Source organism: Streptococcus didelphis DSM 15616 (assembly GCF_000380005.1).
Classification (GTDB): domain Bacteria; phylum Bacillota; class Bacilli; order Lactobacillales; family Streptococcaceae; genus Streptococcus; species Streptococcus didelphis.
This window is the reverse complement of sequence record NZ_KB904197.1, coordinates 1-23,667: the sequence shown is the minus strand read 5'-3', so window position 1 is coordinate 23,667 and position 23,667 is coordinate 1. Positions and strand designations below refer to the sequence as shown.

Genomic DNA, 23,667 nt, shown 5'->3' with positions numbered 1-23,667 from the left:
TTCCTTTCTACAAAAGGGATTAGGTTTTTAAAAGGCCACAGCTTTTATGGCTTATGATTCACTATTTATAGATAAAAATGGTATAATTGCATTAGTATTTTACGATCTCTAAAGAATATAAAAATAAAGAAAGGTAAGGGATGGCTGATTATCTAAGTGTTACAGAATTAACTAAATATTTGAAAATGAAATTTGATCGCGATCCCTATTTAGAACGCGTCTATCTTACAGGTCAAGTATCTAACTTTCGCAAACGTCCCAATCATCAATATTTTTCAATTAAAGATGAAACTGCTGTTATTCAAGCAACCATGTGGGCTGGAAGCTACCGTAAACTTGGCTTTGATCTAGAAGAAGGCATGAAAATTAATCTAATAGGGCGTGTGCAGCTCTATGAACCAGCAGGTACTTATTCTATTATTATAGAAAGTGCTCAACCTGATGGTATTGGTGCCCTAGCCATTCAATTTGAACAGTTAAAAGCAAAATTAAGCAGTCAGGGTTATTTTGATGAAGACCATAAACAGCTTCTACCTCAATTTGTCAAAAAAATAGGAGTTGTAACCAGTTCAAGTGGAGCTGTTATCAGAGATATTATCACTACAGTGTCTAGACGTTTTCCAGGTGTGGATATCCTTCTTTTCCCTACAAAGGTGCAAGGAGAAGGGGCAGCTGCTCAGGTAGTTGATAATATAAAAAAGGCTAATCAACGCGATGATCTGGACTTACTTATTGTAGGCCGAGGGGGTGGTTCTATTGAAGATCTCTGGGCTTTTAATGAAGAAGAAGTAGTGCATGCTATTTTTGAATCCAAACTTCCCATTATTTCAAGTGTCGGGCATGAAACAGATGTGACCTTAGCAGATTTTGTAGCAGATAAACGTGCTGCCACACCAACAGCCGCCGCTGAATTAGCAACTCCTGTTACAAAGGCAGATATCTTGGTTTGGATTAAGGAGCGTCAAAATAGAGCCTTTCAAGCTAATACAAGATTAATCAAGCAAAAACAAGAAGAAGTTTTTAAATTATCCCAATCTATTATTTTTAGACAGCCCCAAAGGTTATACGATGCTTATCTACAAAAATTAGACCGCCTAACAGGTGATTTAATTAATCATTATAAGCAAAACCTAACAGATGCTAGTCAAAAAGAAATGGCTATTAAGCACCGTTTGCTATCCTTAGATTTAATAAGTAAGATAAATCGTTATCAAGATCGGCTTACAAGCCTTAACCAATCCTTGGCCTATAACACACAAAAACATTATGACAAGAAGTTAGCACGATTTGAAAAGGCTCAAGATAGCCTCTTATCCTTAGATATCAAACGCATTATTGCCCGTGGCTATGCCCTTGTTCGTAAAAATAATGAAGTGGTAGCTTCTGTTAAGGACATTCAAAAAAATGATTTATTAAGTATTGAGATGAAAGATGGATACATAGAAGTAGAGGTAGAACATGTCAACTAAACACACATTTGAAGAAAATTTAAAAGAATTAGAAGCTATTGTTGCAAAGTTAGAAAATGGAGAAGTTCCTTTAGAAGAAGCTATTTCTGAATTCCAAAAAGGAATGATTCTATCAAAAGACTTACAAAAAACCCTCCAAAATGCTGAAAAAACCCTTGTAAAAGTGATGCAGGCTGATGGTAGCGAAGTAGAAATTGATGCCTAATGACAAAAGAAGAAAATATTAATCAGGCTATTAGACGTTTTTATCAAGATCAGCTAGCAGTCTCAGATGAACTTATTGAGGCCATTCTCTATTCTGTAAATGCTGGTGGTAAGCGGATAAGACCTCTAATTTTACTGGAAATCTTAGAAGCTTTAGATATTTCACTAACGCAAAGCCATTTTGATATAGCAGCAGCCTTGGAAATGATTCATACTGGTAGCTTGATACACGATGATTTACCAGCAATGGATAATGATGACTATCGTCGCGGCCACCTAACCAATCATAAAAAGTTTGATGAAGCTACGGCAATTCTAGCAGGAGATAGCCTATTTTTAGATCCCTTTGCTCTGATTGCAAGAAGTCACTTAGCAGCTGAGATTAAGCTAGAATTAATTGAGTTTTTATCTTCTTCCTCAGGCAGCTTTGGTATGGTAGCTGGACAAATGCTTGACATGAAGGCCGAAGGAAAAGAGCTAGATTTAACTTCTTTGCAGAATATTCATATCAATAAGACCGGTCGTTTACTAGCCTTTCCTTTTTGGGCGGCAGCTAAAATAGCCCAGTTATCAAAAGAAGATTTGTACTCTTTTCACCAAATGGGACAGCTGATTGGCCATGCCTTCCAAGTTAGAGATGATATCTTGGATCTAACAGCTGATTTTGAGAAATTAGGGAAGACACCCCAAAAAGATATAGCAGCACATAAAATGACCTATCCACACTTACTAGGCCTTGAGGAATCCTATCAGGTCTTAAATCGTGACTTAGATCAAACGATTTATATTATGAGAGAACTAGAAGGAAGAATACAGTTTAAAGCAGCTAATCTTATTAGTATTGTAGAAAGGTTACGTCTTAATGACTAAGGAAAGAGTAGATGTCTTGGCTTATAAGCAGGGCTTATTTGAAACCAGAGAACAAGCTAAACGTGGAGTGATGGCAGGTTTAGTAGTTTCCACTATCAATGGGGAACGCTTTGATAAGCCCGGTGAAAAAATCGATGATAGTCTCGAATTAAAACTAAAAGGCCAAAAATTAAAATATGTTAGCCGTGGAGGCTTAAAGCTTGAAAAGGCTTTAGAAGTATTTGATTTATCAGTCAAGGATAAAATAACAATTGACATTGGAGCTTCAACAGGCGGCTTTACAGACCTTATGTTACAATCAGGAGCAAAACGCGTTTATGCTGTGGATGTTGGTACTAACCAGCTGGTCTGGAAATTAAGACAAGATCAGCGTGTCTGTAGTATGGAACAATATAATTTTCGTTATGCCAAACCAGAAGATTTTACCCAAGGACAGGCAGAATTTGCTAGTATAGATGTGTCTTTTATCTCTTTGAATCTGATTTTACCTGCCCTTCACAAGGTTTTAGCTGATAATGGCCAAGTAGTTGCCCTTATTAAACCTCAATTTGAAGCAGGAAGAGAGCAAATTGGCAAAAAGGGAATTGTCAAAGAGAAACATATTCATGAAAAAGTTTTAACTGATGTTCTATCCTTTGCTTGTAATTACGGATTTACAGTAAAAGGCTTAGATTTCTCACCTATACAGGGAGGACATGGGAACATTGAATTTTTAGCCTATCTCAAAAAATCTTCGGACAATAAGAAAATCACTCAAACGACCATTCATGAATTAGTCGCTAAGGCCCATAAGGAATTTGATAAACATGAAGAAAAGTGAACGTTTACATTTAATAAAAAAAATAGTTCTGACACATGATATTGAAACACAGAACGACTTATTAGCCTTGTTAAAAGAGCATGGCCTAGAGCTGACGCAGGCTACCATATCACGCGATATGAATGAAATAGGGATTGTCAAAATACCATCAGGGATTGGACCATATATTTATGGCTTATCCCAAGATAGTGGTAAGAAAATTAGCCAAAAACCAGCTTCAATACGCAGCACAATAGTAGAAGTATCAGAAAAATTACCAGATTTGAAATTACATATTTACTTGAAGGTAGCTCCAGGAAATGCCATGCTCATAAAGCGGTATTTAGTAACAGATTTTCAAGAAAAATTATTTGCCATTATAGCTGATGATGATAGTATCTTGATGATTGCTAAAACAGAAGCTGACGCAGATAAGATTCGACAAGCAACCACATCATGGATGAATGAAAAATCTTAATAAGAAAGGGATTAAAGAATGCTATTAGAAATCTCTATAAAAAACTTTGCTATTATTGAAGAAATATCCCTGAACTTTGAAACTGGTATGACAGTTTTAACAGGTGAAACTGGAGCTGGTAAATCAATTATTATTGATGCGATGAATATGATGCTTGGAGCACGTGCCAGTGTGGATGTTATTAGACATGGTGCTAGCAAGGCTGAGATTGAAGGCTATTTTTCCCTTAATCAAAACAAAGATCTGAGAATACTTCTAGAAGAAAATGGGATAGACATTGAAGAAGATTTAATTATTCGACGTGATATTTTTGCCAATGGCCGAAGTGTTAGCAGAATCAATGGTCAAATGGTTAACTTAGCTACCTTAAAGCAGGTAGGTCAATACTTGGTTGATATACATGGCCAGCATGACCAGGAAGAATTGATGCGCATTACTCATCATCAAGCTATTTTAGACTCCTTTGGCAATCAGACCTTTAACCAAATCAAAAGGGATTATCAGACAATCTTTACTGATTACCGAGACCTTAGAAAAAAGGTTTTAGATAAACAAAAAAATCAACGTGAGCATAAAGAACGGATTGATATGCTGTCTTTCCAGATCGCTGAAATTGAGGCTGTAGATTTAAAAAAAGGCGAAGATCTCTTACTCCATCAAGAACGTGATCGGCTTTTAAATCATAAAAATATTGCAGATACTCTAGCAAATGCTTACCTTATGCTTGATAATGAAGAATTTTCTAGTTTGTCTAATATTCGCTCTAGCATGAACGACCTATTAGCTATTGAAGACTATGATTCGGATTATAAAAAAATGGCCTCACATGTTTCGGAAGCTTATTATATTCTTGAAGATGTTAGCAAACGTTTATCAGACACTATTGATAGCTTAGATTTTGATGCAGCTAGACTACAAGAAATTGAAGGGCGATTAGATATCATCAATGGTTTAACAAGAAAGTATGGAGGAAGTGTAGACGACTTATTGGTCTACTACGATAATATTGTTAAAGAATATCAACTCTTAACAGGAGATAATTCTTCTAGTGAAGACTTGGAGATAGAGCTTAAACAATTAGAAAAATCATTGCTAGAAATAGCAGCTAAATTAAGCCAAGAACGTCACAACCTAGCCCTTCAACTTGAAGCAGATATCAAATTGGAACTAAAAGATTTATACATGGAAAGAGCTGATTTTAAGGTTGCATTTTCAAAATCAAAATTTAACCATCAAGGTAATGAAAGCATAGAATTTTATATTTCAACTAACCCAGGAGAAGGCTTTAAACCCTTAGTGAAAGTGGCTTCTGGTGGGGAACTGTCACGTCTTATGTTAGCTATTAAATCAGCTGTTTCTAAAACAGAGGATAAAACAAGTATTGTTTTTGACGAAGTAGATACCGGTGTTTCAGGGCGGGTAGCTCAAGCTATTGCACAAAAAATATATAAAATTGGAAGAAAGAGTCAGGTACTAGCAATCTCACATTTACCACAGGTTATTGCTATTGCAGATTATCAATATTTTATTTCTAAAGAAAGCAAAGAAGATTCAACTGTTTCTAAAGTTAAACTTCTTAATTTTGAAGAGCGTGTTGATGAAGTCGCTAAAATGATTGCCGGTAATGATGTCACAGATATTGCGAAGACTCAGGCTCGGGACCTCTTATCTAAGCCCTAAGGCAGCTGTCATACTTTCACAGCCCTTATGACAATAGAAACTGATAGACAGAATAGACAGAGCTTGTTTTGATTTATTTGCTAATCAATGCTAAAATAAAATGATAATAATCTAGTTATAGAATGGAAATTAGTTATGGGAAAGATTAAAGTAGTCACTGATTCATCTATTACAATTGAACCAGAACTCATCAACAAATATGATATTACAGTTGTGCCATTATCTGTTATGATTGATGGTAAATTGTACTCAGATAGTGATTTAAAAGAAGAGGGAAAATTTCTTCAAATGATGAAGGCAAGTAAAGACTTGCCTAAGACAAGTCAACCACCAGTTGGACTTTTTGCTGACTATTATCAGAAAATAATGTCAGAAGGCTATAGTGATATCATTGCTATCCATTTAAATCCTATTTTATCAGGAACTATTGAGGCCTCTAGACAAGGAGCAGAAATAGCAGGTGCACGGGTTCACGTGCTAGATTCTTCTTTTACAGATCAAGCTATGAAGTTTCAAGTTGTAGAAGCAGCTAAAATGGCTCAAAATGGTTTTGGTTTAGAAGATATTTTAGCTAAAATTGCAGATATTAAAAATAAAACAAGACTCTTTATTGGTGTATCTACCCTTGAAAATTTGGTTAAGGGTGGGCGGATTGGGCGTGTTGCAGGTGCCATTACAAGCCTCTTAAACATTAGAGTGTTAATGGAACTCAAAGATGATGAGCTAAAACCAGTTGCTAAGGGACGAGGAAATAAAACCTTTTTAAAATGGCTTGATAATTATTTAAAAGAAACGAAAGATCTCTCTATTTCTGAATTAGCAATTTCTTATGCTGGAGATAGACATTTAGCTGATCAATTATATGAGCAGATAAGATCTATTTATCCTGGCTCTGTTTCTATTTTAGAAACAGGTTCTATTATTCAGACCCATACAGGCGAAGGGGCCTTTGCCATCATGATAAGATATGACTAAAAAAGAATTTTTTAAAGGGATTGTATTCTTCCTAGTTAGTCTTCTGACTTGTTTTTTTGTTATTAATCTTATAGTACCTAAGCTAGAATCACAGCTGAAGCCGGAAGATTTTATCAAAAAGGAGAATAAAACACTACAGTATATTGCAATTGGAGATTCCTTGACCGAGGGTGTTGGAGATTCAACTAACCAGGGTGGATTTGTTCCTCTTTTATCTAAGGATTTGGAAGATTTATTTGCTGTAAAGGTTAATTTTCAGAATTATGGTGTTTCAGGAAATACCAGTCAACAAATATTAAAGCGAATGTCTGAAAAGCAACAGATTAAAGATGATTTAAAAAAAGCAGACCTAATGACTTTAACCGTCGGAGGTAATGATGTTTTAGCAATCATTCGTAAAAATCTATCCAACTTAAAATTGTCTAGTTTTGAGAAACCATCTACACAGTATCAAGCAAGATTGAAGAAGATTATCGATTTAAGTCGGAAAGAAAATAAAGACATTAAAATTTATGTTCTAGGTATTTATAATCCTTTTTATTTGAATTTTCCAGAAATGACAGAAATGCAGGCAGTAGTTGATAACTGGAATCAAAAAACGGAAGATATCATTACTGAATATGATGATAAAAATATTCATTTTGTTCCAATTAACGAACAATTATATAAAGGGATCAATGGACAAGAAGGTATTGTTCAATCAGAAGGTGATAAGACCAGGGTATTAAATGATGTTCTCTTTACTGGTGATCACTTCCATCCTAATAATATTGGTTATCAAATCATGTCAGATGCAGTATTGGAGTCTATTAAAAAATATGAAAAAAAATAATAATGTCAACTGGTGGAAATGGGCATTTCTCTTTATCTTTGCTTTGAATATTGCCTTTCTTGGGGTTATAGCCAGTCGTTTAATTCAGGTACGTGAACCTGCCTCTGAAAAGCTTCTGACTAAAAAGCAAAACCATATAAAAGTAGGTAGTTTTACCACCAATAGACAACAATTAAATAAAACTGTAGCGAGCTATTTAAGTGACTATCAAACGACACAATTAACTTACAAATTATACACGACTTCCTCTTCTATTATTTTTGAAAGTAAGTATCAATTATTAGGTTATGAAGTACCGCTTTATATTTATTTCCAACCAATAGCCCTAACCAATGGGGATTTACAGTTGCAAATTACCTCTTTATCAGCTGGAACCCTACCTTTGCCAGAATCTGAGGTTTTACAGTATGTTAAGTCAAGTTACAAGTTACCTGATTTTATTGAAGTTAATATAAAAAAATCATCTTTAATCATTCATCTGCAGAAAATGGATAATAATGCAGGACTATATTTAAAGGCCAAGAAACTTGATCTTTTAAACGATCAAATCAGCTTTGATATTTATAAGAAATAAGGCTAAATAACGTTAAATACTTGACCTAAAGGGATTTTTTAGATATTATTGTATCTGTTAAAGCTTAATGCTTATAAATTATTTGGAGGATTTGTTAAATGGCTAACAAACAAGATTTAATCGCAAAAGTTGCAGAAGCAACTGAACTTACAAAAAAAGACTCAGCAGCAGCAGTTGACGCTGTATTCTCTGCAATCGAAACTTTCCTTTCAGAAGGTGAAAAAGTTCAATTAATCGGCTTTGGTAACTTCGAAGTTCGTGAACGTGCAGCTCGTAAAGGTCGCAACCCACAAACTGGTGCAGAAATCGAAATTGCAGCTTCAAAAGTTCCAGCATTCAAAGCTGGTAAAGCTCTTAAAGACGCCGTTAAATAATAAATATAAAAAAAGCCTATTGTATCAAGCTTACTAGCTTATGCAGTAGGCTTTTTTGCGTTCAGGGGACAAGACAAATAAGGGTCAAAACTGTAGTAATTTCCCCTGATGTCAGCTACATTTGACTTTATTTATTAAGACAGACTTATAATAAGTCTGAATTGATGGCTATGCCCTATTTCTTTTTCTGACCTATCACTAAGTAGTGTTAAAAAAGCTTAGAAATATTTTTATTTAGAATTATTCTAAATAACTTGACTTATTTATTTAGAATGATTATAATTAAGCTAATTAAAGACCTTAGATAATTCTAAGTTTGGAGGAAAGAAAATGAAATGCTTAAAAGAACAGATTCGTATTGTAGAAACCTTACTATGCTTATTACTGATTATAATTGGCCTGTTTTTCTTATCAGGACATGTTAGCCTTGCTTCTGTATTCTTTATAGCTTCATTTTTAATTGGAGGTTATGAATCTGCCAAGGATGGTTTAAAAGAGCTTTTTATAAACAAGCATTTATCAGTTGATATTTTGATGATTTTAGCAGCTATAGGTGCGGGTATTATTGGCTATTGGCTAGAAGGAGCCTTACTAATCTTTATTTTTTCCTTATCAAATACTTTGGAAGAAATGGCCATGCAAAAAAGTAAGCATGCAATTTCAGCTCTGATGAAACTAAGTCCGGATACTGCTCGTAAAATCCAAGAAGATGGACAAATAAAGGAAATAGAAACAAAATCTCTGATAATTGGCGATCGTTTACAAGTAAGAAAAGGAGAGTCTGTCCCAATTGATGGAAAACTCTTAAGCCCATTTGGACAATTTGATGAATCTATGGTTACAGGTGAAGCTCTTATTGTTGAAAAAAATAGAGAAGATCAATTAATAGGAGGGACAATTAACCAAGGACAAACCATTGAGATGCTAGTGACTGTAGAAAATGAAAATACACTCTTTGCTAAAATTGTATCCTTAGTTGAGTCGGCCCAAGAGAAAAAAAGCAAGACAGCAAGTTTTATTGATAATTTAGAAGATAGCTATGTCAAATTAGTCTTAATTCTAGTTCCTTCCTTTATTGTAATTTCCCATTTTGCCTTAGATTGGACGTGGTTATCTTCCTTTTATCGGGGAATGATTCTCCTGACAGTAGCTTCACCCTGTGCTTTGATTGCTTCGTCCACACCAGCAAGTTTATCAGCTATTAGCAGAGCTGCCAGAAAAGGTTTGGTCATCAAGGGAGGAGATATCATGGATAATATGGGTGATATCAAAGCCATAGTAATGGACAAGACAGGGACACTTACCCAAGGAAAACCTTCTGTTTTAGATGCCCATTATCTAGGAGATAAAGACCTTATTGATAGTCTTGTAAAGACAGCTGAAGGAGCTTCCAGCCATCCCATTTCCAAGGCCTTATTAGCCTTTATTGGAAGTAAGACTAGACTGATATTGGATTCCAATGAAGAAATAGCAGGTAAGGGATTTTTATTAAGCTATCAAGGTCAACAATGGAGAATTGGTAAGAAATCCTTTATCCTTGAGACTCTTGAAAAGAAGGCGCTCGAAACGGATACCATCAAGACACTAGAAGAAGAAGGAAAAACAATAATTTTTGTTTCTTGCGACAATCAGCTCATGGCTTATTATGCCTTGATGGATGGTATCAAAGAAGAATCTTTGAAGGCTATTCAAATGATGCATGCATTAGGAATAAAAACCATTGTCTTAACTGGCGATCAGGAAAAGGCAGCACATTATGTTGCTCAAAAGCTTGGTATAGATGAGGTTGTTGCTAATTGTATGCCCCAGGATAAGGCTGAAAAAATCAAGCAACTTAAAGAAACATATGACTGTGTAGCTATGGTAGGAGATGGCATAAATGATGCGCCAGCTCTTGCCCAAGCAGATGTTTCTTATGCTATAGGAAGTGGTACAGATATTGCTATGGAAAGTGCTGACAGTGTTATTATGGATGATTTAACTCGTATTCCTTTTTCAATTCAACTCTCAAAAAGAATGAAACGAATTGTTAAAATAAATATTAGTTTTGCTTTACTAGTCATTAGCCTCTTAATACTAGCCAATGTTTTTCAAGTCATTAATCTTCCTTTAGGGGTAGTAGGCCATGAAGGATCTACCATTTTAGTTATTTTAAATGGTTTACGTCTACTTTATTTTAAATAAAGTAAAAAACTTGCTTGCCCATCTGAAAGCAGTTATACTATTACTAGAAAGTTTAATATGGAAAGTGCTAATATGCTAAAAATAGTTGTTCTGGCCTTGCTATTATTTTCCCTTGTAAAAATAGTAGCTGTTATAGTAATGTCAAAAGTTTTTTTCAGTGAAGAAAAGCTAAACAAGAACCATCAGGAATCGCTTCAAGAAAAAGAAGAAAGAACTGATTATAAAGAAAACCAGTAAATATAAAAGAGACTACCTCAAGTGAAGTAGTCTCTAGGTAAAGATAAACACAGGACGTTTATCTTTTTTAGTTTGTCATCTTAGCTTAAATAGTGTAATTTTCCACGGAAATCCTCTAAAGAATGGTAGCCCTTTTCAAGCATGATTTCTTCCAACTCTTTCAGAATTCGGCTAAAAATAGCTGGTCCTTCTTCTTGAAGAGCTGTTCCTATCTGAACCATGCTAGCTCCACAAAGGATATGCTCAAAAGCATCACGTCCACTTTTCACACCACCAGTACCAATTATTTGAATAGAGGGGTTAAGCCTTTGATAAAAAGCATGAACATTGGCTAAAGCTGTAGGCTTAATATAATCTCCTCCAATACCTCCAAACCCTTGTTTGGGTTTAATGACAACTTGCTCATCGTCAATAACTAAGCCATTGCCGATAGAATTAATACAGTTAACAAAGCTCAGAGGGAACTTATTAAAAATACTTGCAGCTTGGTCAAAATGAACAATATCAAAATAAGGTGGCAGTTTAATTCCTAGTGGTTTTTTATAATAGCTGAAGATGTCTGATAGAATATTTTCTGTCATTTCAAAGTCATAAGCAATTTGAGGCTTACCTGGTACATTGGGACAAGATAAATTGAGTTCTACTAATCCTTGATAATCTGAAGCTTGGATTTCTTTCAAGATAAGGTGAGTCTCATCAGGAGATAGGCCAACCACTGATAAGAAATGATTTTTAGAAGATTCTTCTTTTTCAAGCTCCCTAACAAAATCTAAATAATAGTGAAAACCTAGATTTGGTAAGCCCATGGAATTTATTGAACCTAATGAGGTTGCTGAATATCTTGGTTCAGGGTTTCCAGAACGAGCTTCTAAGGTTCCTGTTTTAGTAATGAAAGAACCTGCTTGGGAATTTTCAATTTCCATAAGCTCTTCTTTTGTCATACAGTAAATACCAGCTGCATTCATAAGACAATTTTCAAAATGAAAACCTGCGATTTGAGTAGAAGTTGAAACCATATAATCCTCCGAAAGTTGACAAATTTTTTCTATTCTATCACTTGACTTAGAGAAAGGCAAGCTAATTTTAAAAAAAGCTAGCTAAAAAAATAGGATTTCCGAATAAGACTATTTTCATGATAATAACAGACTATTTTCAATAAAAATGGGAATTGACTAGCTTTTTAGAGCTATTTTTTGTAAAATAGAAGGTGAAATAGGTTTTAGACCTTAAATAAAAGGAGATAGTAACTAATGGTAAAATTGGTTTTTGCTCGCCACGGTGAGTCTGAATGGAATAAAGCTAACCTTTTCACTGGTTGGGCGGATGTTGATCTTTCAGAAAAAGGAACACAACAAGCAATTGATGCTGGTAAATTAATCAAAGAAGCAGGTATTGAATTTGATATTGCCTTCACATCAGTTTTAACACGTGCTATTAAAACAACTAACCTTGCACTTGAATACTCAGAGCAACTCTGGGTACCACTTGAAAAATCATGGCGCTTAAATGAACGTCATTATGGTGGCTTAACTGGTAAAAACAAAGCAGAAGCCGCAGAACAATTTGGGGCTGAGCAAGTTCACATTTGGCGTCGTTCGTATGATGTTTTACCTCCAGATATGGATAAAAATGATGAGCACTCAGCACATACTGACCGTCGTTATGCTCATCTTGATAACTCAGTTATTCCTGATGCTGAAAACTTAAAAGTAACTTTGGAACGTGCACTTCCTTTCTGGGAAGATAAAATTGCTCCAGCCTTAGTAGATGGCAAAAATGTCTTTGTTGGAGCACATGGTAACTCAATCAGAGCTCTTGTAAAACATATCAAACAATTATCAGATGATGATATTATGAATGTTGAGATTCCTAACTTCCCACCACTTGTATTTGAATTTGATGACAAATTAAATGTAACTGCTGAGTACTACCTCGGTGGAGAATAAGAAAGGAACCAGGCCCAGGCTTGGTTTTTTCTATTTTCTTAATGAGCTAGCGCTAAAAATATGTTAAGATAGACTTAGTTATTATAAAAGGGGAAAATAATGAAGGCGCAGGAACGTAGAGAGAAAATACTTACTATTTTAGAAAAATCAAATGAGACACTATCAGCCAGCTATTTAGCTGCTAAATTAGGCGTAAGCCGACAGGTAATTGTTGGGGACATTGCTTTATTAAGAGCTTCTCAAAAAGATATTATTTCAACACCTAGAGGCTATTTAATGAAGGAATCCCTTTATTCAAGTAACTATACAGCACGTATTGTTTGTCAACATGGCCTATTAGAAACTAAAGAAGAATTATCAATTATTATTGATAGAGGGGGAATTGTGTCAACTGTAGAAGTTGAGCACCCTATCTATGGAATGTTAACTGCTTCTTTAAATATTAAAAGCTCAGAAGATATCCATAATTTTTTAGAAAAAGTAAATGACTCAAAGGCTGAGCTCTTATCATCTTTAACAGAAGGAGTACATAGTCATTTAATATCTTGTTCGACAAAAGAAGATTTTGAAGCTATAAAGTTAGCCTTAGAAGAAGCGGGTTTATTGTACATACAAAAATAATATTTCCAGTGTCTTGACACATGTATTAATTTTCTTTATAATAAATGCATTATAAAGGAGATAATATGACTAAGAAACCGACTCAAACAATTGCCTATGCATCAATCCTAATAGCATTTGGTATCCTTATTCCTATGATAATGCCTATAAAAGTTATCATTGGTCCCGCATCTTTCACCTTGGCCAGCCATGTTCCTATCTTTTTGGCTAGCTTTATTTCCTTACCAATTGCATTTTTTGTTAGTTTAGGAACGACTTTGGGATTCTTCCTAGCAGGCTTTCCTATTGTGATTGTAATGCGTGCCCTGTCCCAAGTGATATTTGCTTTAATCGCAGCTGATTATTTTACTAATAAAAAGCATTTGCAAAAAAGTGTTTTAGAGATACTTCCTTTTGCTATTTTGATTAATATTATTCATGGACTTGGTGAGTTTGTTGCTGTTTATTTAATGACTTCGACAGCTCATATGGATATGGCCTATATCTGGTCATTAGTTGGACTAGTAGGTTTTGGAACACTTATTCATGGAATTGTTGATTTTTACCTAGCTTTTGCACTTTGGAAAATCTTGACGGATAAGGTAGGCTTAAAGCTCTTAACTTAATATTCTACTAGCAGGCACCTGGGATGAGGAGCTTGCTTTTTTATAGAAAATTGATATACTAATAGGGTATTTGCAGTTTTACTATTAATAGGAGTAATTATGAAAAGCCCAGAACAAATTTTAGAAGCAACTATTGCTATTGGACACCATAAGATTGAAAAATCATTCCTTGCTAAGGCTATTTTAGGCTTCATAGGCGGAGCTATGATTAGTCTAGGCTATTTATTATATGTACGTATAGCCGCTAGTGCAATGGAAGTTTTTGGGAGTTTTGCAAGTATTTTAGGGGCTTGCGCCTTCCCTATTGGATTGATTATTATATTAATGGCAGGTGGTGAACTTATTACAGGTAATATGATGGCAGTATCAGCAGCTTTTTTTGCTAAAAAAGTTCATCTAACTGACCTTCTTAAAAATTGGCTTGTAGTCACTATCTTTAATATCTTAGGTGCTATTTTTGTTGCTTTTGTTTTTGGACATTTTTTAGGACTAACGTCATCTGGTATTTTTAAAGAAGAAGTTATTGAGGTGGCTCATGCTAAAATAGCAGCAAGCCCCCTTCAAGCTATTGTATCTGGTATTGGATGTAATTGGTTTGTTGGTCTGGCCTTATGGTTGAATTATGGTGCTAGTGATGCTAGTGGAAAACTACTTGGAATTTGGTTTCCTGTTATGACTTTTGTTGCATTAGGCTTTCAGCATAGTGTTGCAAATGCTTTTATAATTCCAGCAGCAATTTTTGAAAATGGAGCAAATTGGTTAGATTTTATAAGTAACTTTGCTTTAGTCTATGTAGGTAATGTCATAGGTGGAGCCGTTTTTGTTAGCCTCTTTTATTACAAGGCTTATTTCCATCCTAAGGCTTCTTAACTAAGCTATTAAAACAAGAGAAAAAAGATAGGACTGAGACTTTTATTCTCGGTCTTCTTTTTATTTTTTATGATAAAATAGGAAACGAAGTCAAAAAGGGAGGATTAGGATGAAAAAAAAAGAGAAACATTTGTCACAAATAATAGCTAAAAAAGTCAATATTCCTCTTCGTATTAATCTCCTTTTTTTAATTATTGTGCTTTTATTTAGTCTTTTAATTTTACGTTTAGCACAGATGCAAATTCAAGATAAGGCTTTTTATGACGCTAAACTTAAGTCCTCAACTGTTTATCGTGTTAAAAATTCAAGTCCTCGAGGTTTAATTTTTGATGCTAAAGGTAAACTCTTAGTTTCAAATGATGCTAAAGATGTAACTACTTATATGAGAAGCCCAAAAGCTAGCGCAGAAGATATAAAAGCTATAGCCAAAAAATTATCAGATTATATTAGATTACCTGAAAGTAAGGTATCTCAACGTGCTATTAAGGATTATTATTTAGCAGATCAGAAAACTTATGCAGATACGGTCAAAGACCTCCCTAAAGAGAAAAAGTTTGACAGTTATGGAAATAGATTAGCAGAGTCAAAAATATACAATAATGCTCTCAATTCTATCAAAAAAAGTAAGCTTAAGTATTCTGATGAGGAAAAAAAGATAATCTCTATTTTTAACCAGATGAATGGTACAGCTGCTTTTAATACTGTTAGCCTAAAAACAGAAGATTTAACTGATAAAGAAATTGCTTACTTAGTGGCCAATAAATCCAAATTACCAGGAATATCAGTAAGTTCCGACTGGAATCGTAAGCTAGAAGCAGCAAGCTTGTCATCAATTATTGGCAAGGTTTCGAGTCGAGAAGCAGGTTTACCACAAGAAGACGCAGAAAAATATATTAAAAAAGGCTATTCTTTAGATGATCGTGTTGGAACCTCTTATTTAGAAAAAGAATATGAAAAAGATCTTCAGGGCAAACACGAACTCAGAGAAGTTAAAACGGACAAAACAGGAAAAATTATTTCAGATAAAATCATCAATAAGGGCCAAAAAGGAAATAATCTCAAATTAACAATCTCTTCAGATTTTCAAGAAGATGTTAATAAAATTATTAATGAATACTACCAGTCAGAACTTTCTAAAGGAATTGCTAGCCAGTCAGAAGGTCTCTATGCTGTTGCAATTAATCCTAAAACGGGAGCTATTCTTGCTATGTCTGGTCTTTCACACGATACTGATACTGGGCAAATTCAAGCAGATGCCCTAGGTACCATTACAGACGTCTTTACCCCAGGGTCAGTTATTAAAGGAGCAACCTTAGCTGCTGGTTGGAAAAATGGTGTTATTAGTGGTAATCAAATCTTAACTGACCAGCCTATTCAATTTGGTAATTCTAAGCCAATTAATTCTTGGTTTACCTCAGGCCAGCAAAATATCACAGCCATACAGGCCTTGGAATATTCATCTAATACTTACATGGTTCAAGTAGCTCTTAAGTTAATGGGACAAGACTACCATGTAGGAATGTCACTCATGACAGATGGTACAAAAGAAGCCATGGATAAGTTGAGAACAAGCTATGCAGAATTTGGTTTAGGAATAAAAACAGGAATTGACCTTCCAGGGGAATCTAGTGGTTATTTAGCAGAAAAATATACAGCTTCCAATGTTATCACACAATCTTTTGGACAGTTTGATAATTATACAACAATGCAGTTGGCTCAATATGTTTCAACAATAGCAAATGGAGGAAACCGTATAGCTCCTCGTTTACTCGAAGCTGTATATGCAGGTGATGCAAATGAAGGAATAGGCCATCTGCAAAAAAGGATAGAGCCAAAGGTTATGAGTAAAGTAAGTTTATCAGCTGAAGAATTATCCATTCTGCAAGATGGTTTTTACCAGGTTGTCAATAGTTCCAGTCCCTATGCGACAGGTAAGGGGCTTGCAGGCTCAGCCATACCTATTAGTGCTAAGACAGGAACAGCAGAGACCTATACTAAAGATAAAGATGGCAAAACCATTAATACTTATAATTTAAATCTTGTTGCCTATGGTCCAAATAATGATCCGCAAATTGCAGTCGCTATTATGTATCCACATGCAAGTGATCCTCTGACAAAGGCCCATCAATTTATGGCAAGAGATATTATCAATGTTTATATGGCAAAAAATGCTAATTAAAAAAGGAGAAGCAAGTGTTTTATCCAACACCTATTGCAAAATTAATTGAATCTTATTCTAAATTACCAGGAATTGGTATAAAAACAGCAACTCGGCTTGCTTTTTATACAATTGGTATGAATGATGAAGATGTTAATGACTTTGCTAAAAATCTATTATCAGCCAAAAGAGAGTTAACCTATTGTTCTATTTGTGGCAATTTAACTGATGAGAATCCCTGTTCTATATGTACAGATGACACTAGAGATAAAAGGCTTATCCTAGTTGTAGAAGAAGCAAAAGATGTATCTGCTATGGAAAAAATTCAGGAATATCATGGTTATTATCATGTTTTACATGGGTTAATTTCTCCGATGAATGGTGTCGGTCCAGATGATATTAACTTGAAGCCATTGATTACTAGGTTAATGGACAGTGAGGTGGAAGAAGTTATTGTTGCTACCAATGCAACTGCTGATGGAGAAGCCACTTCAATGTATATTTCAAGGCTCTTAAAACCTGCTGGCATCAAGGTTACACGTTTAGCTAGAGGGCTAGCAGTCGGCTCAGATATTGAGTATGCTGATGAGGTTACCCTCTTGCGAGCAATTGAAAATAGAACAGAATTATAAGTCTCTTATAAGCTCTAATCAAGCTTTTGAAATGGCTTCTTATTTTTGTTATAATGAATAGAAATTCAATTGAGATAGGAAAAAAGACATGTCTAAACAAACCCTAATCGTATTATATGGTGGACGTTCAGCTGAACGTGAAGTATCTGTCCTTTCAGCTGAGAGCATTATCAAAGCAGTTGATTACAGCAAGTTTCTAGTCAAGACTTACTTTATTTCCAAGCAGGGTAATTTTTATAAAACCCAAGTATTTTCTAAGCAGCCAGCTCCTAGTGAACATTTAATGACCAATGATTCGATTAAAGAAGATGCTTTAATAAAAGCCAGCGATATCTTTGAAGAAAAAGCTGTTGTTTTTCCTCTTTTACATGGTCCAATGGGAGAAGATGGCTCTATTCAGGGATTCTTGGAGGTACTTAGAATGCCTTATGTTGGAACCAATGTTTTATCATCAAGTGTCGCTATGGATAAAATTACCACTAAGCGTATCTTAAAAACCATTGGTCTTCCTCAAGTCGCTTACACAGTTTTTATTGAAGGAGATTCACTAGAAGATTGCATCTATGAGACAGTTACCAAGTTATCCTTCCCCCTCTTTATCAAGCCTGCTAATATGGGATCTTCTGTAGGGATTTCAAAAGCAGAAAATGAAGAAGAATTGAGACAGGCCATTGAACTTGCTTTACAATATGATAGCCGTATTTTAATTGAGCAAGGGGTTGTGGCGCGTGAGATAGAAGTAGGCTTACTAGGAAATAGGGATGTTCAATCAACTCTACCTGGTGAAGTTGTTAAAGAAGTAGCCTTTTATGATTATCAAGCTAAGTACCTTGATAACCAGATTAGCATGGTCATACCAGCAGCTATTTCTGATGAAGTTTGTCTTAAGATGAGAGAGTATGCCAAAAAAGCCTATCAAGCATTAGGTGCCTGTGGCTTATCTCGCTGTGATTTCTTTTTAAGTGAAGATGGACAGATTTTCTTGAATGAACTAAATACTATGCCAGGTTTTACACAATGGTCAATGTACCCGTTATTATGGGAAAATATGGGCTTGACTTATCCAGAACTAATAGAAAGACTGGTCCATTTAGCACAAGAAAAGTTTGATAAACGTGAGAAACATTTAATTTAAGAAATAAAAAAACAAGGTTGGATGTGACCTTGTTTTTGTTTTATAAACGTGATAACCGTTTGATTTCGGGAATTTTTTGTAAGGCAGGTATTAAAACCATGGTGAGAATAACACGGATTGGGATTTCAAAAATCTTTAACCATCTTCCAGCTGCATACTGAGCCCAGAAAGGAACACCAAAATACAGTTGAATTAATAAAGGTGTGATGGTAAAGGTTCCAATAAGCATGATAATAAGAGTTGCCAGACTGACATATAACCAATCTTTCTTATTTGAGGTTGATAAGGATTTCCCATAGAAAAAGAAGCCATAGAAAAATCCTTGAATAGCCTCCATAAGAGTCCACCAGATAATGAAATTTCCTGATCCTCCTACAAGATTATCAACGACATCAATTAAGGCAAGAGAAATAAATCCCCAAAATGGTCCAGCAATCATTCCAATAATAGTATTTACAATAAAGGCAAGACTAATAACGAGCTGTTGAGGAATAAGTGGAAGTGAAAACTTGCTTACAATAATGGCTAAAGCAATCAACATAGCCAAAGTAACTAATCTTTGCACCGTTAATTTTGGTTTTTTAAAAATGTGTGACATGTTTGCTCCTTTATACAGTTGTGGAGCTGTTATGTAAATAACAGCGGATGCAATGTTTTACCGCGCTAAAAGCTTCGTTATATGACGACATCCCATTCACATACACTTGACGCAAAACATTTACTCTGTTAGAAAGTTATCAAGAATATCTTTCTGAGAGCATTATAACATAAAAGAGAAAGCTTGAAAATGTAAAAGGATTAAAGGAAATATGGTATAATGTCTAATAATGAGATAAATTTAGTGTAATACATTATAACAGAAGGAAAAAATATGAAACTGACATTGTACGAAGTTGCAAAAGTTGTGGATGCTCAGAATTCTATAGCTGAGTTTGATGACCTTCCCCTGAATCAGATTGAATTTGATAGTCGCAAGATTAGTGCGGGGGATATTTTTTTACCTCTTAAAGGAGAAAGAGATGGCCACGATTTTATTAAATTAGCCTTTGAAAAAGGAGCTGTCGCCACTTTCTCGGAAAAAAAAGTTGAAGATAAGCCTTATATTTTAGTTCCCAACTGTTTAGAAGCTTTCCAAAAATTAGCGAGCTATTATATCGAAAAAATGCGACTAGATGTTATTGCAGTCACAGGTTCAAATGGTAAGACAAGTACAAAAGATATGATAGCTGCTGTCTTATCAACAACCTATAAGACTTATAAAACTCAGGGTAATTATAACAATGAAATTGGTTTACCCTATACTGTTTTACATATGCCTAATGATACTGAAAAAATAGTCTTAGAGATGGGACAAGATCATATGGGAGATATCCATCTTCTCTCTACTATTGCTAAACCTCATATAGCTGTCGTGACTTTGGTTGGAGAAGCCCATCTAGAATTTTTTGGCTCAAGAGAAAAAATTGCTGAGGGCAAGATGCAGATTACAGATGGGATGGATTCACATGGCATCTTGATTGCTCCGGGAGACTCAATTATTGATCCTTACCTTCCAGAAAATCAAATGGTTATTCGTTTTGGACAAGGCCAGGAAATTTATGTCAAAGATGTTAGAGAAGCTAAGCATTCTCTTAGTTTTACAACAAATATTTTGCCAAAAGCTGTAAACTTACCTTTAACAGGGAAATATAATGCAAGTAATGCCATGGTAGCAGCCTATGTTGGGAAATTACTAGCAGTCAGTGATGAAGATATTCTAGACGGTTTAGAGAATCTTCAATTAACTAAAAACCGTACAGAATGGAAGGTTGCTAAGAATGGTGCAGATATTCTTTCTGATGTCTATAATGCTAATCCCACAGCAATGCGCCTAATCCTTGAAAGCTTTTCAGCAATTCCTGCAAATACAAATGGTAAAAAGATAGCTCTTTTATCTGATATGAAAGAATTAGGGGAAGAATCAGTTAGTTTACATTCAAGCTTAATAGAAACTTTGAAACCAGATAAAATTGACCAACTTATTTTTTATGGTAAAGATATAGAAGAATTAGCTCGACTAGCAAGTGCTATTTATCCTCCTGGCACTGTCTCCTTTTTTAAAAAGGATGCTGAAGTAGATGAATTTGAAAAAATGTATCAATATGTTCAAGACATTTTGAAAGCAAATGACCAGATTCTTCTTAAAGGTAGTAATTCTATGCGTCTTGATAAACTTGTTAACTTGTTAAGTGATTAAGATGAATGTCAGAAAAAGCAAGCCTTCATATCTTGGGTAAACTTGTCCTTGTTCAAAGAAAAGGTTTAAGGTATAATTAAAAAAACAAAGAAAGGTTTGTTTATGAATTTTTTTGCGCTTAAACCCACTGAGATACCCCAAATATCTCCTGCATTTTATGCTCTCACTATCTTACTAGCTCCACTTTTAATAGTATTAACTTTAAAATATTATAAGTCATCAACCTACCGTCACCTTTTTTTAGCTATTCAACTCTCACAATTAATTACTTTGTATGGCTGGTATTTTCTAAAAGGTTTTCCTCTACAAGAAAGTTTACCCCTTTATCATTGTAGAATAGGAATGTTAGCTGTCTTTTTATTTCCAAATAAAAGTCGTATAAAACAATTATTCATGTTGTTGGGAATTTTAGGTCCGATTCTGGCTTTATTTTCTCCGGATTTTTATCCTTATCACTTATTACATGCAAGTAATGTTGCCTTTTACTTAGGTCATTATGCGCTTTTAGTTAATTCTTTAATTTACTTGTTGCGCTTTTATGATGCAGAGCTTTTGTCCCTAAACTTTATGGTAGGTTCTTTAGCAGTACTTAATTTTAGTTTAATTATTGTTAACCTAGTCACTGCTGGGAATTATGGTTTTCTCATGGATATTCCAATTATTCATACACATAATCTAGTCTTAAACTTTATTATTGTAACTTCAGGATTAGTACTTCTTGCTAAATGTGTTGAACATGTTTATCTTAGATATTTGACCGACCAAGGAGAAGAAGCAGTTATTCTTAGTGAATAGCAAGTCATTGCTAAAGCTTTTAAAATTAGCTATAATAGAAGGAGTTGTCAGTGGAACAACTCTTTTTAAATACCAAAAAATGGGAGCTTGTCCAATGTAGTTATGATAAGTAGTCTAAAAATTTTTTATTAATAAAACACTAACTCTTTAAACTAAGGAAAACATTATGTCAATACAAGAAGAAATCAAAAAAAGACGTACCTTTGCCATCATAAGTCACCCAGATGCTGGTAAAACAACTATTACAGAACAATTATTATATTTTGGGGGTGAGATTCGCGAAGCAGGGACAGTAAAAGGTAAAAAAACTGGTACTTTTGCAAAGTCTGACTGGATGGACATTGAGAAACAGCGTGGTATCTCCGTAACTTCTTCAGTTATGCAATTTGATTATGCTGGAAAGAGAGTTAACATCCTAGATACTCCAGGGCATGAGGATTTTTCAGAGGACACTTATCGTACCTTAATGGCTGTTGATGCTGCTGTGATGGTTATTGATTCTGCAAAAGGGATAGAAGCACAGACCAAAAAATTATTTGAAGTTGTCAAACATCGCAATATTCCTGTCTTTACTTTTATCAATAAATTAGACCGGGATGGCCGTGAGCCCCTTGAATTATTGGAGGAGTTGGAAGATGTTTTAGGCATTGCTTCTTATCCCATGAATTGGCCAATAGGTATGGGAAGAGCATTTGAAGGCCTTTATGATTTGTATAATAAACGCTTAGAACTTTACAAGGGACAAGAACGTTTTGCAGCATTAGAAGAAGGGGATAAATTATTTGCTAATAACCCATTTTATCAGCAAGTATTAGAAGATATTGAACTCTTACAAGAAGCAGGGAATGATTTTTCGAAAGAGGCTATTTTATCTGGCCAATTGACTCCAGTCTTTTTTGGCTCAGCTTTGACCAACTTTGGGGTACAGACATTCTTAGATAGTTTTTTAAGATTTGCACCAGAACCTCATGGGCATAAAACAAATACTGATGAAATGGTTGATCCCCTTGCCAAGGACTTTTCAGGCTTTGTTTTCAAGATTCAAGCTAATATGGATCCAAGACATAGAGACCGCATTGCTTTTGTGAGAATTGTTTCTGGAGAATTTGAAAAAGGGATGTCCATAAAACTAACTAGAACTGGAAAAACTGCAAAGCTTTCAAACGTCACACAGTTTATGGCAGAATCACGGGAGAACGTCCAGAAAGCTGTAGCTGGGGACATTATTGGGGTTTATGATACAGGTACCTACCAGGTTGGGGACACTCTGACTGTTGGTAAAAATACATTTGAATTTGAACCACTCCCAACCTTTACACCAGAGATATTTATGAAAGTCTCTCCTAAAAATGTTATGAAGCAAAAATCATTCCACAAAGGGATGGAACAACTGGTTCAAGAAGGAGCTATTCAGCTATATAAAAATTACCAAACTGGTGAATATATGCTTGGAGCTGTAGGGCAACTTCAGTTTGAAGTATTTAAGCACCGGATGGAAGGCGAGTACAATGCTGAAGTTATCATGACACCTATGGGTAAAAAGACTGTTCGTTGGATTAAAGAAGATGACTTAGACCAGCGCATGTCATCAAGTCGAAATATTTTGGCTAAAGACCGTTTCGACCAACCAGTATTCTTGTTTGAGAATGATTTTGCCCTCCGCTGGTTTGCAGATAAATATCCAGATGTCCAATTAGAAGAAAAAATGTAATAAGACTAGGGGCTGGGCAAAAACTAGTCCTGATAGCCAAAAAAGACGAGCATTTCCTTACGGAGTTGCTCGTCTTTTGTTCTAAAATCCTCTATAATTGTAATAACGACAAAACAACAGAAGGGGTTTTTAGATGTATCAACAGTATAACACAAATCAAATGAGCTTGGAACTAAATCTTGCTTTCGAGTTACCAGAAACTCACGAAGCAAAATTAATCAGCCTCTTTGTAGATACCATTCCTCAACACGTCTTGCTTGAGGAGACTTCTTCAACAGGTCG

At 34.9% G+C, this 23,667-nt stretch carries 24 protein-coding genes and 1 riboswitch; of the genes, 22 read left to right on the top strand and 2 right to left on the bottom strand.

Features of this window, described 5'->3' with window-relative positions; genetic code table 11:
• The first annotated feature begins 140 nt into the window (after positions 1-140).
• The 12 genes from xseA to A3GU_RS0107175 all read left to right on the top strand — a co-directional run bounded on the left by xseA (position 141) and on the right by A3GU_RS0107175 (position 10,676).
• The gene (xseA, locus tag A3GU_RS0107230) at positions 141-1,469 is read left to right on the top strand and encodes an exodeoxyribonuclease VII large subunit (RefSeq protein ID WP_018366873.1); all 1,329 of its coding nucleotides are present in this window, start codon (positions 141-143) and stop codon (positions 1,467-1,469) included.
• Positions 1,459-1,674, top strand: coding sequence for an exodeoxyribonuclease VII small subunit (locus tag A3GU_RS0107225; RefSeq protein ID WP_018366872.1), 216 nt, complete (start codon positions 1,459-1,461; stop codon positions 1,672-1,674). Before xseA ends, A3GU_RS0107225 begins: the two co-directional genes overlap by 11 nt.
• Positions 1,674-2,543, top strand: a complete 870-nt coding sequence (locus tag A3GU_RS0107220) for a polyprenyl synthetase family protein (RefSeq protein ID WP_018366871.1) — start codon at positions 1,674-1,676, stop codon at positions 2,541-2,543. The genes A3GU_RS0107225 and A3GU_RS0107220 overlap by 1 nt, the downstream gene beginning before the upstream one ends.
• Complete coding sequence (locus tag A3GU_RS0107215) at positions 2,536-3,363, top strand: TlyA family RNA methyltransferase (protein ID WP_018366870.1); 828 nt, start codon at positions 2,536-2,538, stop codon at positions 3,361-3,363. Before A3GU_RS0107220 ends, A3GU_RS0107215 begins: the two co-directional genes overlap by 8 nt.
• Complete coding sequence (locus A3GU_RS0107210; RefSeq protein ID WP_018366869.1) at positions 3,350-3,820, top strand: arginine repressor; 471 nt, start codon at positions 3,350-3,352, stop codon at positions 3,818-3,820. The genes A3GU_RS0107215 and A3GU_RS0107210 overlap by 14 nt, the downstream gene beginning before the upstream one ends.
• An 18-nt stretch (positions 3,821-3,838) precedes the next feature.
• Complete coding sequence (gene recN / locus A3GU_RS0107205) at positions 3,839-5,500, top strand: DNA repair protein RecN (RefSeq protein WP_018366868.1); 1,662 nt, start codon at positions 3,839-3,841, stop codon at positions 5,498-5,500.
• 135 nt (positions 5,501-5,635) lie between these two features.
• Entirely contained in the window at positions 5,636-6,475 is an 840-nt protein-coding gene (locus A3GU_RS0107200; protein ID WP_018366867.1) for a DegV family protein, read from the top strand.
• Positions 6,468-7,307, top strand: a complete 840-nt coding sequence (locus A3GU_RS0107195; protein WP_018366866.1) for an SGNH/GDSL hydrolase family protein — start codon at positions 6,468-6,470, stop codon at positions 7,305-7,307. The genes A3GU_RS0107200 and A3GU_RS0107195 overlap by 8 nt, the downstream gene beginning before the upstream one ends.
• A complete protein-coding gene (locus tag A3GU_RS0107190) occupies positions 7,294-7,881 on the top strand; it encodes a YpmS family protein (protein WP_018366865.1) in 588 nt (195 codons plus the stop codon). The genes A3GU_RS0107195 and A3GU_RS0107190 overlap by 14 nt, the downstream gene beginning before the upstream one ends.
• Positions 7,882-7,979: 98 nt before the next feature.
• Positions 7,980-8,255, top strand: a complete 276-nt coding sequence (locus tag A3GU_RS0107185; protein ID WP_018366864.1) for an HU family DNA-binding protein — start codon at positions 7,980-7,982, stop codon at positions 8,253-8,255.
• 330 nt (positions 8,256-8,585) lie between these two features.
• Positions 8,586-10,439: a heavy metal translocating P-type ATPase gene (locus A3GU_RS0107180; RefSeq protein ID WP_018366863.1), complete on the top strand. Its 1,854-nt coding sequence runs from the start codon at positions 8,586-8,588 to the stop codon at positions 10,437-10,439.
• A gap of 57 nt (positions 10,440-10,496) precedes the next feature.
• Positions 10,497-10,676, top strand: coding sequence for a hypothetical protein (locus tag A3GU_RS0107175; RefSeq protein WP_018366862.1), 180 nt, complete (start codon positions 10,497-10,499; stop codon positions 10,674-10,676).
• Between the two features lie 80 nt (positions 10,677-10,756).
• Here A3GU_RS0107175 and A3GU_RS0107170 read toward each other — a convergent pair whose 3' ends face one another.
• A complete protein-coding gene (locus A3GU_RS0107170) occupies positions 10,757-11,692 on the bottom strand; it encodes a dihydroorotate oxidase (protein WP_018366861.1) in 936 nt (311 codons plus the stop codon).
• 234 nt (positions 11,693-11,926) lie between these two features.
• Here A3GU_RS0107170 and A3GU_RS0107165 point away from each other — a divergent pair, with 234 nt between their 5' ends.
• The 7 genes from A3GU_RS0107165 (at position 11,927) to A3GU_RS0107135 (ending at position 18,643) form a co-directional block, all read left to right on the top strand.
• Entirely contained in the window at positions 11,927-12,622 is a 696-nt protein-coding gene (locus tag A3GU_RS0107165; RefSeq protein ID WP_018366860.1) for a phosphoglycerate mutase, read from the top strand.
• Positions 12,623-12,721: 99 nt separating this feature from the next.
• On the top strand, positions 12,722-13,243 hold the full coding sequence (locus A3GU_RS0107160; RefSeq protein ID WP_018366859.1) for a transcription repressor NadR: 522 nt from the start codon (positions 12,722-12,724) through the stop codon (positions 13,241-13,243).
• A 65-nt stretch (positions 13,244-13,308) separates the two neighbouring features.
• Positions 13,309-13,848 carry a hypothetical protein gene (locus A3GU_RS0107155; RefSeq protein WP_018366858.1) on the top strand — a complete coding sequence of 180 codons (540 nt, stop codon included), beginning with the start codon at positions 13,309-13,311 and terminating at the stop codon, positions 13,846-13,848.
• A 99-nt stretch (positions 13,849-13,947) separates the two neighbouring features.
• On the top strand, positions 13,948-14,718 hold the full coding sequence (locus A3GU_RS0107150) for a formate/nitrite transporter family protein (RefSeq protein WP_018366857.1): 771 nt from the start codon (positions 13,948-13,950) through the stop codon (positions 14,716-14,718).
• A 109-nt stretch (positions 14,719-14,827) separates the two neighbouring features.
• On the top strand, positions 14,828-16,897 hold the full coding sequence (gene pbp2b / locus A3GU_RS0107145; RefSeq protein WP_018366856.1) for a penicillin-binding protein PBP2B: 2,070 nt from the start codon (positions 14,828-14,830) through the stop codon (positions 16,895-16,897).
• 14 nt (positions 16,898-16,911) lie between these two features.
• Complete coding sequence (gene recR / locus A3GU_RS0107140; RefSeq protein WP_018366855.1) at positions 16,912-17,508, top strand: recombination mediator RecR; 597 nt, start codon at positions 16,912-16,914, stop codon at positions 17,506-17,508.
• 88 nt (positions 17,509-17,596) lie between these two features.
• Positions 17,597-18,643: a D-alanine--D-alanine ligase gene (locus tag A3GU_RS0107135; protein ID WP_018366854.1), complete on the top strand. Its 1,047-nt coding sequence runs from the start codon at positions 17,597-17,599 to the stop codon at positions 18,641-18,643.
• Positions 18,644-18,683: 40 nt separating this feature from the next.
• On the opposite strand, the gene A3GU_RS0107130 is transcribed toward A3GU_RS0107135, so the two are convergent.
• Positions 18,684-19,241, bottom strand: a complete 558-nt coding sequence (locus tag A3GU_RS0107130) for a folate family ECF transporter S component (RefSeq protein ID WP_018366853.1) — start codon at positions 19,239-19,241, stop codon at positions 18,684-18,686.
• Between the two features lie 39 nt (positions 19,242-19,280).
• Positions 19,281-19,371: riboswitch (THF riboswitch) on the bottom strand.
• A gap of 143 nt (positions 19,372-19,514) precedes the next feature.
• Here A3GU_RS0107130 and A3GU_RS0107125 point away from each other — a divergent pair.
• The 3 genes from A3GU_RS0107125 to A3GU_RS0107110 all read left to right on the top strand — a co-directional run bounded on the left by A3GU_RS0107125 (position 19,515) and on the right by A3GU_RS0107110 (position 23,385).
• Entirely contained in the window at positions 19,515-20,879 is a 1,365-nt protein-coding gene (locus A3GU_RS0107125) for a UDP-N-acetylmuramoyl-tripeptide--D-alanyl-D-alanine ligase (protein WP_018366852.1), read from the top strand.
• A 102-nt stretch (positions 20,880-20,981) separates the two neighbouring features.
• Positions 20,982-21,674: a TMEM164-related integral membrane acyltransferase gene (locus A3GU_RS0107120; protein ID WP_018366851.1), complete on the top strand. Its 693-nt coding sequence runs from the start codon at positions 20,982-20,984 to the stop codon at positions 21,672-21,674.
• 166 nt (positions 21,675-21,840) lie between these two features.
• On the top strand, positions 21,841-23,385 hold the full coding sequence (locus A3GU_RS0107110; protein ID WP_018366849.1) for a peptide chain release factor 3: 1,545 nt from the start codon (positions 21,841-21,843) through the stop codon (positions 23,383-23,385).
• The last annotated feature ends 282 nt before the right edge of the window (positions 23,386-23,667 follow it).